This window comes from Spirochaeta lutea (assembly GCF_000758165.1).
Taxonomy (GTDB): domain Bacteria; phylum Spirochaetota; class Spirochaetia; order DSM-27196; family Salinispiraceae; genus Spirochaeta_D; species Spirochaeta_D lutea.
On the sequence record NZ_JNUP01000049.1, the window covers coordinates 73546 to 89073 of the forward strand.

9 protein-coding genes are annotated in these 15528 nt (G+C 56.8%); 3 read left to right on the forward strand and 6 right to left on the reverse strand.

The genetic code is table 11. The features are described 5' to 3' along the window. Window positions 1-240 precede the first annotated feature (240 nt). Window positions 241-2475 (forward strand): formate C-acetyltransferase, encoded by a 2235-nt coding sequence (gene pflB / locus DC28_RS06230; RefSeq protein WP_037546948.1) that lies wholly within the window; start codon window positions 241-243, stop codon window positions 2473-2475. A 215-nt stretch (window positions 2476-2690) separates the two neighbouring features. Continuing rightward, window positions 2691-3494 (forward strand): pyruvate formate-lyase-activating protein, encoded by an 804-nt coding sequence (gene pflA, locus DC28_RS06235; protein WP_081942008.1) that lies wholly within the window; start codon window positions 2691-2693, stop codon window positions 3492-3494. 200 nt (window positions 3495-3694) lie between these two features. Here pflA and DC28_RS06240 read toward each other — a convergent pair whose 3' ends face one another. The 5 genes from DC28_RS06240 to DC28_RS06260 form a co-directional block, all read right to left on the reverse strand. Further along, a complete protein-coding gene (locus DC28_RS06240; protein WP_037546950.1) occupies window positions 3695-5635 on the reverse strand; it encodes an amylo-alpha-1,6-glucosidase in 1941 nt (646 codons plus the stop codon). A 3-nt stretch (window positions 5636-5638) separates the two neighbouring features. Further along, window positions 5639-7057 carry a carbohydrate ABC transporter permease gene (locus tag DC28_RS06245; protein WP_052078540.1) on the reverse strand — a complete coding sequence of 473 codons (1419 nt, stop codon included), beginning with the start codon at window positions 7055-7057 and terminating at the stop codon, window positions 5639-5641. Continuing rightward, window positions 7054-8145, reverse strand: a complete 1092-nt coding sequence (locus tag DC28_RS06250; RefSeq protein WP_037546952.1) for a carbohydrate ABC transporter permease — start codon at window positions 8143-8145, stop codon at window positions 7054-7056. Before DC28_RS06250 ends, DC28_RS06245 begins: the two co-directional genes overlap by 4 nt. Before the next feature lie 71 nt (window positions 8146-8216). Continuing rightward, window positions 8217-9503 carry an ABC transporter substrate-binding protein gene (locus tag DC28_RS06255; RefSeq protein WP_037546953.1) on the reverse strand — a complete coding sequence of 429 codons (1287 nt, stop codon included), beginning with the start codon at window positions 9501-9503 and terminating at the stop codon, window positions 8217-8219. Between the two features lie 438 nt (window positions 9504-9941). Beyond that, window positions 9942-10919 carry a LacI family DNA-binding transcriptional regulator gene (locus DC28_RS06260; protein WP_037546955.1) on the reverse strand — a complete coding sequence of 326 codons (978 nt, stop codon included), beginning with the start codon at window positions 10917-10919 and terminating at the stop codon, window positions 9942-9944. Window positions 10920-11049: 130 nt separating this feature from the next. Between DC28_RS06260 and DC28_RS06265 the strand changes: the two genes are divergently transcribed. Further along, on the forward strand, window positions 11050-13851 hold the full coding sequence (locus tag DC28_RS06265; RefSeq protein ID WP_052078541.1) for a PEP/pyruvate-binding domain-containing protein: 2802 nt from the start codon (window positions 11050-11052) through the stop codon (window positions 13849-13851). A gap of 159 nt (window positions 13852-14010) precedes the next feature. On the opposite strand, the gene gdhA is transcribed toward DC28_RS06265, so the two are convergent. Further along, window positions 14011-15351: an NADP-specific glutamate dehydrogenase gene (gene gdhA / locus DC28_RS06270; protein WP_037546957.1), complete on the reverse strand. Its 1341-nt coding sequence runs from the start codon at window positions 15349-15351 to the stop codon at window positions 14011-14013. Window positions 15352-15528 lie beyond the last annotated feature (177 nt).

A 15528-nucleotide genomic window follows, 5' to 3' on the forward strand; every position in this document is an offset into this window, starting at 1 on the left:
AAAAAAGGCAGAACTAGAGCAGATATTCAGGACATGGGACGGCGAGAATACCGCCGGTTGTCTGATTTCGATATTTCATCGGCGGAAAGGGATCTGGCCGCGGCCCGAGGGTCGGAGTCCAGGGGCTGATAATCCGCGGAGTACAACAAACAAGTACCGCATCTCTTCTTCCACTAACGGATCACGGCCCAGGGCCAGAGGTCCCTTAGCTGTTTTAGGGACGGTTCACAAGGAGCACATATGGCACAGCATGTTGATTCACGGGGCTTTACGCCCGGAAAATGGAATACCCGAGTAGAGGTACGGGATTTTATCCAACGGAATTATACACCCTACGAGGGTGACGCATCCTTCCTGACCCAGCCCAGCGAAAAAACAAAAAAATTGTGGGAGAAGGTCAGTGCCCTGATGACTGAGGAACGAAAGCGTGATGGTATGTACGATATTGATGCCAAAACGATTTCCACCATTACCAGCCATGCTGCCGGCTACATCGATAAGAGCCTTGAAGAGGTGGTGGGATTGCAGACCGATGAGCCCCTGAAACGCGCCATAATGCCATACGGCGGAATCCGCATGGTGTATTCCGGTTTGGAAGCCTATAACCGCGATATTGACCCCCAGCTGGAGGAGGTTTTCCGTCACCGGAAGACCCATAATGACGGGGTTTTTGATGTATACACCGACGAAATGAAGAAGGCCCGGAAGACCGGTGTTATTACCGGACTGCCCGATGCCTACGGGCGGGGCAGGATTATTGGGGATTACCGCAGGGTGGCTCTCTACGGGGTCGACTACCTGATTGCCCAGAAGAAGGAAGCTCATCGGAACGCTGCCGGGGATGCCATGACGGACGATGTTATCCGGATGAGAGAGGAGCTGGCCGAGCAGATCCGTAGTCTGCAGGAACTCAAGGAAATGGCTGCCAGCTACGGTTTCGATATCAGCGGGCCTGCCAAGGATACCAAGGAAGCAGTCCAGTGGGTGTATTTTGCCTACCTTGCTGCGGTGAAGGAACAGAACGGCGCGGCCATGAGTTTGGGCCGGATCGCTACCTTCCTAGATATTTACGCCCAGCAGGATCTGGACGCTGGGAGGTATACCGAGGAAGAGATCCAGGAGATGATTGATCACCTGGTTATGAAGCTCCGGATGGTCCGGTTTCTCCGTACCCCGGCCTACGACGCCCTCTTTTCCGGGGATCCTACCTGGATAACCGAAAGTCTCGGGGGAATGGGCTTGGACGGCCGAACCCTGGTTACAAAAATGAGTTTTCGCTTCCTCCATACCCTGACAAACCTGGGGCCCGCACCCGAGCCGAATATGACGGTACTCTGGAGTCCGCGGTTGCCCGAGGGCTTCAAGCAGTTCTGCGCCAAGCTCTCTGCTGAGACCAGTTCCATTCAATACGAGAGCGACGAACTCATGCGGGAAAAGTTCGGGGACGATTACGGAATCGCCTGCTGTGTGAGTGCCATGCGCATCGGAAAGCAGATGCAGTTTTTCGGGGCCCGGGCGAACCTGGCCAAGGCGCTTCTCTACGCTATCAACGGCGGGCGGGATGAGAAAACCGGTATTCAGGTCGGCCCGTTTTTTGAGCCGGTGAGAACCGAGTACCTGGAGTACGAGGATGTGGCTAAACGATTTGATATGGTGCTTGAATGGCTGGCTAAGCTCTACATCGACACCCTGAACGTGATCCACTACATGCACGATAAATACTGCTACGAACGGGTGGAAATGGCCCTCCACGACGAAGAGATAGACCGGACCATGGCCTGCGGGGTAGCCGGCCTCTCCGTTGTAGCGGATAGCCTGTCTGCCATCAAAAATACCCGGGTAAAATGTATCCGGGACGAGAGCGGCCTGGTTGTGGACTTCGAACTTGAGGGTGAATATCCGCAGTTCGGTAACAACGACCCCCGGGTGGACCAGATCGCCGTCGATCTGGTGGAAAACTTCATGACCAAACTCAAAAAACACCACACCTACCGGGGCAGCCGACATACCTTAAGCATCCTCACCATCACAAGCAACGTTGTGTACGGTAAAAAAACCGGGAACACCCCCGACGGCCGGAAAACCGGCGAGCCCTTTGCGCCCGGTGCAAACCCCATGCACGGCCGGGACAGCAAGGGCTGTATCGCCTCTATGGCATCCGTGGCCAAGCTGCCCTACGACTACAGCGAGGACGGTATCAGCTACACCTTCAGCATCGTACCCGAGGCCCTGGGGAAGGATGATTCCCAGCGTTATGCTAATTTAGCAAATCTTCTGGACGGTTATTTCGAGAGCGAGGGGCACCACATAAACGTGAATGTCCTCAACAAGGAGGTGCTCCTGGATGCCATGGACCACCCTGAACTGTATCCCCAGCTGACCATCCGGGTTTCCGGTTACGCCGTCAACTTTATTAAGCTGACCCGAGAACAGCAGCTGGATGTAATCAACCGGACCTTCCACGAGGTATTGTAGGCTCCCGGGACCCCAGGACTCCGGGACCCCAGGACTCCGGGACCCCGGGACTCCGGGACTCCGGGACTGTCCCGGGTCCGGCAGTCCCCGGAGTAGCAGGATGCAGCCATGAATCTATGGATGCATCCCCCCGAACCGGTGTCTTAGGCATCGGTTGAGGGGGGATGGTTCGGCGGGTGACGAAAGCTTAGAAAAATAGTAATATAGGAGGTCCCATGAACATTAAGCGAAGCCATTACGGCCCCCTAGGGGCCTCAGTGAGTCTGCATCCCGGCGCCCGGCCTGCAGCCCAGGACCCCCGGGGGTATATCCACTCCATCGAGACCGGTGGTACGGTGGATGGACCGGGAATACGGTATGTAGCCTTTCTTCAGGGATGTCCGCTGCGCTGCCTCTACTGCCACAATCCGGATTCCTGGCAGATGCGTACCGGAAAAACCATGACATCCTCCCAACTACTCGAGGACGTGCTCCGGTATAAACCCTTTATAAAATCCGGCGGTGTGACCCTTTCCGGGGGAGAGCCCCTGACCCAGCCGGAATTTGTAGAGCATTTTTTTACGAATGCCCGAGAACATGGCCTGCACACAGCCTTGGATACCTCCGGGGCTATACCCCTGAACAAGAGCCGGTCCGCCCTGGATGCGGCAGATCTTATTTTATTGGACATAAAGGCCTTGGATCCCCAACTCTGTCGGGATCTGACGGGAATGGACAACCAGCATGCCTTGGAGATGCTTGAATACCTGGAAGCTTCGGGCAAGCCGGTGTGGATCCGCCATGTCGTTGTACCCGGCTACACCGATGATATGGAGCAGCTTGAAGCCCTGGCCTATTACCTCAAGGATTTTTCGGTTATCCAGCGGGTGGAGCTTCTGCCGTTTCACCAGATGGCCACCTATAAATGGAAGGCTCTGGGTCTGAAGTACGCCCTCAAGGATACCCCGGTTCCCTCCAAGGAGCTCATGGAGCGGGCGGCCGAACCCTTTATTCGCCTTGGTTTGATGGATAGCCTGTAGCAGGACATGATCTGCACCCTTGAAATTAGCCTATTCAATCCGCAGAAAACCCCCGGCCGACCGGCCGGGGGATGGGTAAGGAGGTATGGCATTCGGTACTATAAAGAGCCGATTGCACATAACCACTGCAATCGACATGTGCAATTATTGGTAACCAGTCAACCATTTTGCGCACTAAGAAAGGTTTAAAAGAGCCTCGGTCACTCACGGATAAGCAGCGGGTGTAGATATACCAGGGCTGCGGCATCCCAGGACTGGGGCCTGCACGCCACGGGGTAGGGAACCGGGGGGGATGTGCCCCGGGAATACCCGGCGATCAGTTCGGGAAGCCTCCGGTCCCCCTGGCTTCCGGCGAGATCGAAGAGATCCCGGACCAGCTGACCGGCCTCATCTCTAAATCCGTAGTCCCATAGCCCCCGGGCAATCAAGGCGGTATCGTGGGGCCACACCGAGCCGTTATGGTAACTCACCGGATTATATCGAGCCTCCTGGGTCCCCAGGGTTCGTATGCCCCAGCCGCTGTAAAGTTCCGGTCCCATGAGGGTTGAAACCAATCTAGGGGCCCGGTTTTCCGGAACAATGCCCGACCACAAAAGCTGCCCTGCATTGGAGCTCTTAACCGCCAGGGGACGGGAATCACCATCCAATGCCATGGCGTAACAATCCAGAGAATCACTCCAAAACACCCTATCGAAGGACAGCTGGAGCGCCTGGGCGCGCATAAGCAATTCACTGCTCTTCTCCGGGTTCCCAAGGTCCTCGTAAAACTCTGCTGCGGCCATGTAGGCCCGGTAGGCGTAGCCCTGGACCTCGGCTGGCCGGATATATCCCTGGGCAAGGCTGCCGTCGCCGTGGCTCATGGAGTCATCCGAATCCTTCCAGCTCTGGACGACCAGTCCCTTTCCGGGTTCTGCGCTGATGTATTCCAAGAACCCGTCGCCGTCCGCATCCCCGTATTCCATCATCCAGGCCAGGCAGGCCTCCCACTGGGGCTGGAAATGGGCGATCAGATCCCGGGAGCCCGTCTGCTCCACCAATTCCTGGAGTAATATAATGTACAGAGGAGTGGCATCAATGGTCCCGTAGTAGGGGGTATGGGGTATCTTTCCCTTCCGGGCGAGTTCACCGAAGCGTATTTCGTGCATGATTTTTCCCGGTTCCTCCCCGCGGAAGGTATGCACCTCCCTACCCTGGTAATGTCCCAGGTACTCCAGGACTCCCCGGGCGACCCAGGGATGGTGGGGCAGCAGCATGGCCGCGGTAATCAGGCTGTCCCGTCCGAAGGCGGCGACAAACCAGGGAATACCCGCCGCGGGAATGCTTCCCTGGGGCGAAATGAGCATGAGGGCCCGCAGATCCTGGATGGCCTGATTGAGGACCCCCTGATCCTGGCTCACCGGGCCCCGGATCAGGGATTCGGGAAATCCTTCCCGCCACCGGGAATAGCTGGGCAGGCTCGATTCCAGGTCCTGGTTCAGACTTGGATGGGTCAGTGCTATCTTCATGGTCAGGGTAATTTTTTTTCTCGGGGGGATTTCAATGTCCCAGGATAGGGCGGCTTCCCCGGTACCCTCCCCCTGCCGGACTGCCATTTGGGTTTTCCCAGGGTCTCCGGGAACCATCAGACCCCCATCCGGGCCCTGGAGTTTCAGGGTAACGTGAGTTCCATAGGTATCGGGGCCGTCGGTGTATCCGAATTCCAGGGAGGACTTCCCTATGGCCGGGGGTGAGAGGCGGCGATCCAGGGAGGCGAAGCCCCTGGCCTCAAAGAGATCGATAAAATCTGCATCGATGCTCAGGCCAAGGCGAAGCCGCCGGGGTTGGCTGTCGGTGTTTTCCAACACCAAGGTATCAGCCAGCCGTCCTTCCTCCAGGCTCAGGGTGCGGTGGACACCCAGGATCTGGCTTGGCCCTTGGATCAGGGCGTGGTGAAAGACCGCTGTATCGGGCTGGGAGCTGTGGGCAACCAAGGTATGGAAGGTCTCGGGGACATCCGGGCAGTCGAACTGCCATAGGAGTCTGCTCAAGAACCGGGTGTCATGGGAATAGAGCCCCCGCTCCCCCCCAGGAATAGCGCCGTCCTCGTCCGTCACAAGAAAGGTGTAATTTTCCTTCAGTACAATGTTTTTGCTCAAATTCATGGATTATCCCTTTGTTCCGCCGAAGGAGACCCCTTCGAGGAAGTATTTTTGAAAGACAATAAAGAGTATGACTACCGGCAGGGCGCTAAGCATCGCTCCGGCGAGGATGAGCCCCCAGTCTCCTGCAGTTCCGTATATCTGCCGGAAGCTTAATAACCCGATGGGAAGGGTTTTTATTTCATCCGGACTGGTAAGGATGATGAAGGACCAAAAGAACTCGTTCCATGCGCCCTGAAAGCTCAGAATCACCAAGGCACCCAGAGCCGGCCGGGCCATGGGGAACATAACCCTCCAGTAGGTGGTCCATTCGCTGGCACCATCGATCCGGGCTGCTTCCTCGATTTGCCTGGGAAGGGATTCGAAGTACTGCTTCATCAAAAACACCTTGGCTGCCTCAATCATGGTACCCGCGCCTCCGATGATCAGGCCCCAGATATTATTCAATAGGGTGGGTGTACCGAAGATGTTGCTTAATCCCCAAATACCATCCCGTAACACCAGGTAGTTGGAGATAAAAATTACCTGTACGGGAACCATCTGAGCCACTAAGAGCAGCATGAAGACCAGGTGCCGGCCCCGAAAGGTGAAGCGGGCCAGGGCGTAACCGGCCATGGAGGCCAGGAGCAGGTTGGTAATTACCCTGACGAGGGCGAAGAAGAAGGAATTACCGAACCAGTTGGTAAAGAGGCTGGTTCCGGAGGTGATACTCTTCGCTTCTTGGAAAACCCGTTGGTAGTTCCGGAAGATGTATCCGAGGAACCCCGGGCTGATGGTATCGAAACTGGCAACCCGGCCCCGGCGTTCGATCCGACTGGCGGTGATGGTGCTGCCAGTGTAAATCTGGCCGGGGGGCACGGTGGCATCCAGGGGAACCCGGCTAATCCTGGGGCCGTCACCCTGGTATGAAACCGAAAATCCGTAGGTTGTCAAAAGACCGTCAACCGTAGCTCCGTCAATTTCTTTGCTGCCCGGGCGTTGGTCGATCTGCCGAACCGGTCCGACCAGGGCGTAGTCAGCGGCGTAGGTTTCTTCGAATACGGCTCCCAGGCCTGCCCCGGGCCGGCGCTTGGGTATGATAACCTCCGGGGGCTCGGGTGTCTGGGAATGGGGGGTGAGGTAGGTAATATCAAATTCGATGGTGCTTCCCGGTGTAAATCCCCCGAAAAATGCGTTTTCACCCCCCTGACGACCTAACCGCGCTGCTTGAACCCAGTTACGGGGATTCAGCTGGGGAGAAAGGAGCTTCGGCGGGTATTCCAAGGGGTCGGTTTTAATGCTCGAAAGGGCGGCAAAGAGAAGGGGAGAAAGGAATACCAGGGTAAGGGCGATAAAGAGGGTGTACCCAATACCCGCCCTTGCCCATCGCCGACGTCGATGCCAGTTCTCAAGTAGTTGCTGATTAATCTGTGTTGTTTCGGTCATACATCACCTCGGTCTTTTATTACCAGCCGCTGAAGCATGACCGCTGCAAAGGTAAACAGGGCCAGAAACATGGCTGCTGCTGAAGCCAGTCCCACCTCGGGCAGTTGAGCGCCGGGGAACATCCGGTCGTATACGAAGTAGGCCAGGGTTATGACCGATTCCTGGGGAACTGCGTCACCGAAAATAGCCACCTGGTCGAACATCTGCAGGGTTCCGATGAGCCCCATGGTGGTTACCAGGAATAGTACCGGCCGGATGGATGGAACGGTTATGGATAGAAATTGCCGTACCGGACCGGCTCCATCGATAGACGCCGCCTCGTAGAGGCTCCCCGGCACGTCCTGGAGTCCGGCGATGAAGATCAACATCAGGGTTGGAATGGTTGTGAAGGTGTTTTGAATCATGATGGCAATGAGGGGTACCGGAATGCCCATAACGGTTTGGCGGGTCTGGAGCCAGACAAAGTCCACATCAACCCCGGGACCTAGATCGATAATGCCGGTCATGGTGCCAAGTACGGTTATTCCCAGGGACAAGAAGAAGGACAGCAGTCCCGTGGGGGCATCGAAAAACCGGATAGGGAAGCCCTTGGTACGCTCGTAGAGGTAAAATCCCGTCTGGAACAAGAGAAAGAGCAATGCCGCAGTCACAATGGCTGGACCGAGGCTCTGAATCGTTCCCGATATAAAGTTTATAAATCCCCGGCGCTGGAACAGCCAAAGAAAGATAACGGTAATAACTACTGAACTGGCAATGCTGGGCAGATAAAAGGCGGAACGAAAGAAGCCAATGCCCTTCATCTTCCGATTCAGGATTGATGCTATCACCAAGGCCAGAAAGGTCTGTACCGTGGTGACAATGAGGGAAAAGGCTACGGTGTTTCTGAGGGCCTTAAGAAAATTCGCTTCACGGAAGAGGTTTGCATAGTTTGCCAATCCGACGAACTGTGCCTGATTGAACATATTGTAATCGGTAAAGCTAAAATACACCGCCCGGACCGCGGCATACACAAAAAATATGCCCTGAATTACCAGGAATGGGGTAAGAAATCCCCAGGCGGTCAGGGTGCGTTTTTGATGGAAGGTCATGTACGCCTCCTTGGCGGAAGCCCGGGATCAGCAAAGGAGCTGATCCCGGGCGGGGGAAGATTCGGGGTTTCCTAGAGTCCTGCGCGATCCAGGATTGCATCAAGCTCGTTTTGAGCCTGGCGCACCGCATCGTTCACAGAAATCTGACCGGTCATAACCTCGGACAACATGGCGTTTACCGGACCCATCCAGTCGGTTCCCACCACACCGAATTGGTAGCCGTATACCACACCCTCTTCTGCGCCTTGGAAGACTACCTTATTGGTCTGCGCTTCCACGGTGTCTTGGTCGAAGAAGGGGTTGTCTGCTAAGGCGGTTCGGCTTGGAATGGCCAGACCCTCTTCCAGAATGAATTGCTGGGCTTTTTCACTGGTAAGGGCCTTCAGAACCTCCACGGCGGCTGCCTTCCGGGGGCTATCGCTGTTGATCCCATAGGCAACGGTGAACAGGAAGTTGCCCCGCTCTCCGGTATTCGGTGCTTTGGGGAGGAAGGTCGCTCCGTAGGCGAGGTTCGGTGCCTCATTCCGGAGGAATCCGATAATCCAGGCTCCTTCAATGGCCATGCCTACATTCTCGGTTGCTAAGGCGCCGCCGCCCCAGCCCTGACCGATATCCGACGGAAGTACCCCGACCTTGTCCCGAACCAGACCGGTGTACCAGGAGGTCGCAGAAACGAAGGCAGGATCATTGAGGTTTGTCCGACCGTCAGATCCCCCGAAGGGGCTCCATCCAGCACCGAAGGCGAAAGCGCCGAACCGGGCGTAATCCGCCGGCAGGGCTATGCCATATACGTCTTGGCCGAGTTCAGAGATCTTCCGGGCCTTTTGAGCCAGGGTTTCCCAGGTGTCGTTCTCGTTGGGATAGGCAACACCGGCCTCGTCGAAGAGATCCTTATTGTATACCAGCGCCAGGGTGTTGAAGTCCTTGGCAATGCCGTAGAGCTTCCCATCGATGGTGTAGGCGTCGGTCAGGCTTTCAATGAAGGGATCCGGGTTTACATAGTCGTTCAAGGCCTCGACCTTCCCGGTGGCGATGATTCCCGGGGCTGTTTCTACGGGAATGTAGAAGATGTCTCCAGCTGTTCCTGCTGACAGGGCGTTGAATAGAGCTGCGTTATAATCGCCCTCCAGGGGTTCGTACACCACCTCGATGTTTTTTGCTTTTAGATCAGCGCCGATTACCTCGTTCAGCAGCCGGGTGACTACTGCGGGATCCTGGCCGCCATAGCCCATGATCCGTACACGCTGGGGTTGAGCAGGGGATGTGCTGCTGCCCCCGGATGCCTCTGATTCTCCTCCAGCCCATACGAGGCCGAAGCCGATTAGTAATACAAATACCGCAAGTACCAACTTTTTCATAGTTGTCCTCTCCTTTTTTGGTTTTTTGTAAGCGGTTACAATTCCTATTGTCCGGCGCTTTACCTCATCCGTCAAGTAAAAAAATGTAAAATATGGAACCGTTTACAAAAAAACCGGATTCCCGGTGTCCCGATCACCGAAGGGTGGAGGTTCCGGGCCGGGCAGCTGGTTCCGGGAAGTGCTGTCGGTGCCGGATCGGAAGGATTCTATCGTGGGCAATAGGTTGCACACTACACAGGATAGAGCGGAGCTGCCTGGTGTACAGCCCCAGGGATGGCGCCGCGGGATTATCATGGGCTGCATGCCAACCTGGAAGAGTTTAACGCCCCAGGGATAGCGCCGCAGATGGGGAAGGGTACAGGCTTTTGCGCACTATCTGAGGAACTGGTCCCGGGAAGTAGTAGTGGCTCGGCACCTATTCGCTCGGGCCCGGCCGTACTAGAGGCGCCGGGTGGTTTGGCGGGCTACCAGTTGGACCGGCAGAGTGATATGCCTGGGAGGTTGACGGTCAATCTGCTCTCCCAGGAGGGTAAGGGTTTGCTCCGCCATGAGGGGGATGTCTTGGTGGATGGTAGTAAGGGTATCTCCCAACTCGGGTAAATCGTCGAATCCCACAACGGAAACCTGGTCAGGGCAGGAAATGTGGTGATCCGCCAGACACACCAGGGCGCCCTGGGCCATTTCGTCCGATGAGGCGAAGACGGCGGTGAACCTCTCGGGATGGTTACCCCCCGAACCCTCCAGATACCCTGCCAACACCCGGTAGGCATCCAGGGCGGAGAACCGGCCGTCCAGAACCATCTCCGGATTATGCATGACCCCGGCTTGGGACAGGGCCTCGCGAAAGCCTTCGTAGCGGTCTTTAAAGGCCTGGTGCTGCATGTACCCCCCGATGTGAAGGATGGATGTATGGCCCAGGGCCGTCAGATGTCTTCCTGCCTGGTAACCGCCGTCAAAATCATCGGGGCTTATGGAAGCTATACCCTCACCGCGGCCGATGAGCACAAAGGGTGTAGCATTTTGTTGGAGGTAGGCGATCCGGGGGTCGTCATCATGGGCGCCGAAGAGTACCATTCCGTCGGGAAGCTGTTCGGGAAGACCGTTGGGAAGGTTGCCTACCTCCTCGAACCTCAGGCCATCTACCCGGGCGCGGTTCATGAGGCTCTCAATGAAGAGAAAAAAGAAGGGGGTCAGGCGTTTGGTGTTCGGGGCGACGTTTAGTCCGATCCTCAGGCCGGAACGGAAGGATAACTCCCGGGCTGCCACATCGGGTTGGTATCCCAGGGCCTTCATGGTCTCCAGGACCTTCCGGCGGGTGTATTCTTTGACCCCGGGCCTGTCATTTAAGACCCGGCTGACCGTGCCGATGGAGACTCCTGATTCTTGGGCTACTTCGCGAATGGTAATCTTGCTCATAATGGAACCGGTTCCAAGTGTATCATAGATACAGGAGGCGGCGCCAGGGATTAGAGAAGATTATGAACAGCTGTGCCGTTGCCTCCCGTCCCCTCTGGACTTTCTATCCCCCGGAGCCTATGGTTTTTTCATGAGTATGATACTGAATCAGGATTTTCCCTCGGGGGATCCCGGCATAGACACGGTGTCCGGGGGACTGAAGATCGGGGACAACGTGGTCTGGCGGACCGAGTCCCTGGCATTGTACCGCCGGTGCTGCCGGGCCTTAGCGGTGCAGGGCAGAGAGCACGGCATGGCCATGGTGTACTTCCGTTTTGCGAATCATCCCCCACTCTTCGCCCTGGAACAAGACGACCAGGGGGGGTGGATGGTGGCTGGCGAGTTTAGTCATGCAGTGGAGGTGATTCAGACCCATCCTGAACGGGGTTTTGAGGATTTTATTACCCAGATCCACCGGGTCATCTCTCGGAAGGGTGAGGGAGGGATCTACTTTTTTGACAGCCTGTCCGATCTCCAGAATATTTACTATTCAGACCGAATGATCGGTAGTTTTTTCCGGCTCACCTGTCCCTACCTGCGCCGCCTCAAGACCATTGCCTATTTTTGTCTTGACTGGTTCGTTCATTCCAACCATGCCCTGACCCCCATCCGAAGGACTACCCAACTATGGATCGACGGGTTCGTTCACCGGGGCCAGTTCTACCTTCAGCCCATTAAGACCCTGGGAGGTAAGGGGGGATTGTACCGCTGGGCCCGGAGATCCTCTGAGGAAGTCGGGATTTCCGGGGATCCCGGGGGTGATTCGGAGGGCCCGGATAGGGGAGATACTGCTGCCGTTCCGGTACAAAACAGCGCTGAGCAGTCCGCGGTCCGCTCGGCCCTGGGTTGGCAGGGGGTGCCCTCGGCGGCCTATCGTCAGGTGGATGTATGGGATTCGGTGTTTCTACGTCTCAAGGATCTCCTGCAGGCAGGAGAATCCCCCAAAAATACGGAATCTGCCCCCCAGGGCGAAGGCCCATCCACGCCGGATACAGAGGAGCAGATTCGGGAGCTGCACCGGATAACCACCCGGATGATGCTAACCAACGATCCGTCCATGGAGGAGTTGGCTCTCGCGGAGATTTCTCCCCGGGATATCGTATCTATCTGGCAGCGCATGGTGGGCACGGGGTTTATCGGGGGAAAGGCCCTGGGGATGCTTCTTGCCAGGGCGATTCTACGGAATGCCCGGTCGAGGATTCAGGATTACCTCGAGGAGCATGACTCTTTTTACATCGGTTCGGATGTATTTTACACCTTCCTGGTGGATAATGACTGCTGGTGGGACCGCCAGGACCAGCGCAGCCCGGAGTACTACCTGCGGAAGAATGAATCCCTGGCCCAGCGAATCCTCCAGGGCAGCTTCCCCCAGGATGTGGTTAACGCCTTCCAGGATCTGCTGGAGTACTTCGCCGGCAGCCCCATCATCGTCCGGAGTTCCAGCCTCCTGGAGGATAACTTCGGGAACGCCTTCGCGGGAAAGTACGAATCTATCTTCTGCGCTAACCAAGGCAGCCTACCAGATCGCCTGGAGGAATTTCTGAATGCCGTGAGGCGTATCTACGCCGGAACCATGAGCCGGGAGGCCCTGGAATACCGGCGGGACCGGGGGGTGCTGGAAAAGGATGAACAGATGGCCCTGCTGGTTCAGCGGGTCTCCGGAACCCGCCGGGGCGATATTTTTTATCCCGATCTCGCAGGCACCGTACTGAGCTGGAACCCCTATGTCTGGCACCAGGATATCGATCCCGGGACGGGGATGGCCCGGATGGTCATCGGCTTGGGGACCCGTGCAGTGGAACAGGTAGGCGATGACCACCCATGGATTGTATCCCTGGGATCCCCCCATCGGCGGCTGGAGGAGGGGAGGAAGCGCCAGCACCAGCAGATGATGGACTGTATAAACCTGGACCTCGGGCGGTTCGAAACCAGGTCGATCGCCCTGGAGCTGCTTCCGCCGCGGTTGGTCCGCCGGGACTGGCGGCGCCGCCGGGTTCTCCGGGAGATGGGCCTTCCCGAATCCCAGGCCGTGGAGGTATCCCTGGACGCCATCCTCTCGTCCCGGGAGGATTCCCTCATCCCCCTGCTGCGTGAGGCCGCCTCCCGGCTTTCCCGAGCCTACGGGGTTCAGGTGGAGCTGGAGTTTGCCGCCCAATGGGGCCCCGGACAGGAAAATCCCCCTGAAAACGGCAGAACACCGGAACAGGCCCAGGCCGATGATTTGCCAGGTAGCCTCAGGATAAACCTGCTCCAGTGCCGGCCTTTCCAGCTCAGATTGCCCGCCGGTGAATCCCTCTCCCGCCCCGAGCTGGTCAAACACGACCCGCGTATCATCATCCACGCCAAGGGGCCGGTCATCGGGGTGGGGCGGAGTATGGCTATCAGTCATATAATTTACGTTGATCCCCAGGGGTATTCGCGGCTGGATGAGGGCCGCAGGTATGCCCTCGGTCAGGCCATCGGCCGGTTGATGCACGGTCTTCCGGCGGGTCATACCACCCTGCTTTTAGGGCCCGGCCGTTGGGGAACGAGTACCCCGGCCATGGGGGTGCCGGTTTCTTTTCGGGATATTAAGGGTGCCTCGGTGATCGCGGAGATGGACTGGATGCACGAGGGCTTGAGCCCCGAGTTGTCCCTGGGAACGCATTTTTTCCATGAGATGGTGGAAGCCGATCTTCTCTTCATCGGTCTGCGCCGGAGCGATAAGGACTGCGTCATTAATCTGGAGTGGTTCCGGGAACAGATGGCGGGTTGTAGGGATGGTGATGACGGATTAGGGGGATTTGAATGCCTCTACTGCCTGCCGTGCGGTTCCCAACCCCGGGGCATTGTGCTGTTTGCCGATCCCATTGGTCAGGAGGTCCTGCTCTACCAGGATCAGCCTCCCTCCTAGTTGAGGCGGCATCGAACCCCAGTGATTACCCCGCCCGGATGTGCTCGGGCATAAAAAAGCCGGAGGAATCCTCCGGCTCAGTAATTCAGGGCTCTCCGGGATGGTTCTTGGACGCAACCCGGAAAACCCCAGCAGATATCTGCTGGCTTGTATTAGTGCTTATACGACGCCCTGATCCAGCATGCTGTCGGCAACCTTGATGAACCCTGCGATATTGGCTCCTGCAACATAGTTGAAGGGACTCGCATAGCGCTCTGCCGCCTGGGCCGCATCGGCGTGAATTTGCTTCATGATCCCCTGCAGCCGGGCATCCACCTCTTCTCTGGACCACGAAAGCCGTAGAGAGTTTTGGCTCATTTCTAGGCCGCTGGTTGCCACACCGCCGGCGTTGGCAGCTTTGCCGGGACCGTAGAGGATACCGGCTTCGAGGAACTGATGGACAGCATCCTTGTCGCTGGGCATGTTCGCTCCCTCGCACACCAGCTTACACCCGTTTTTCAGGAGTGTTTTCGCATCGGCACCGAGTAGCTCATTCTGGGTGGCGCTGGGGAAGGCGGCATCGCAGGGAATATCCCAGGGGCGTACACCCTCTTTGTAGGTCGCCTTGGGGTATTTTTTAGCGTACTCGGAGATCCTGCCCCGGCGTACATTTTTCAGTTCCATCACGAATGCCAGCTTTTCGGTGGTGATTCCATCGGGATCGTGGATGGTTCCCCCGGAGTCTGAGAGGCTCACGGGTTTTGCTCCGAACTCCAGAAGTTTTTCTACGGTGTACTGGGCGACATTCCCCGAACCGCTCACCAGGCAGGTCTTTCCTTCCAGAGAGTCCCCCTTGGCAGCCAGCATTTCTTTTGCAAAGTAGACAGATCCGTATCCCGTAGCCTCGGGTCGAATCTTGCTTCCCCCCCAGTTCAGGGCCTTTCCGGTCAGGACCCCGGTGAACTCGTTGCGAAGGCGTTTGTACTGTCCGAAGAGGAAACCGATTTCCCGGCCGCCAACCCCGATGTCACCCGCGGGAATGTCGGTATTAGATCCGATATGCTTGGATAGCTCGGTCATGAAGGACTGGCAGAACCGCATAACCTCGCCTTCGCTCTTTCCCTTGGGATCGAAGTCCGAACCGCCTTTTCCTCCTCCCATGGGCAGGGTGGTAAGGGAGTTCTTAAAGATCTGCTCAAACCCGAGGAACTTAAGAATACTCAGATTTACCGTGGGGTGAAAGCGTAATCCCCCCTTGTACGGACCCAGGGCGCTGTTGAACTGCACCCGGAATCCCCTGTTTACCTGGCATTTGCCTGAATCATCAACCCAGGGCACCCGGAAGTGTACAACCCGCTCGGGCTCTACCAGACGCTCCAAAATCTGGTATTCCCGGTACTCGGGATGCTGGGCAATTGCAGGTTCCAGACTGGTTAAGACCTCATCAACCGCCTGGAGGAATTCTTGCTCACCTGGATTTCTTTTTGCGACCTGGGTGAGTACTTCTTGAACGTACGACATGAACAACTCCTAATAAAAATTCCCCGGGGCCTGGCCCCAGGCTTTCGTATAATAATACAGTTTTTCTTGTATAAAAAGGGAATATCCGGGGGAAACGCGGTAAAGTACCCGGATATCCCTGGTCACCCCGGAATCGGCTCCAGGCGTAGACATGTTACCGTGGAGTTTTGCACAATT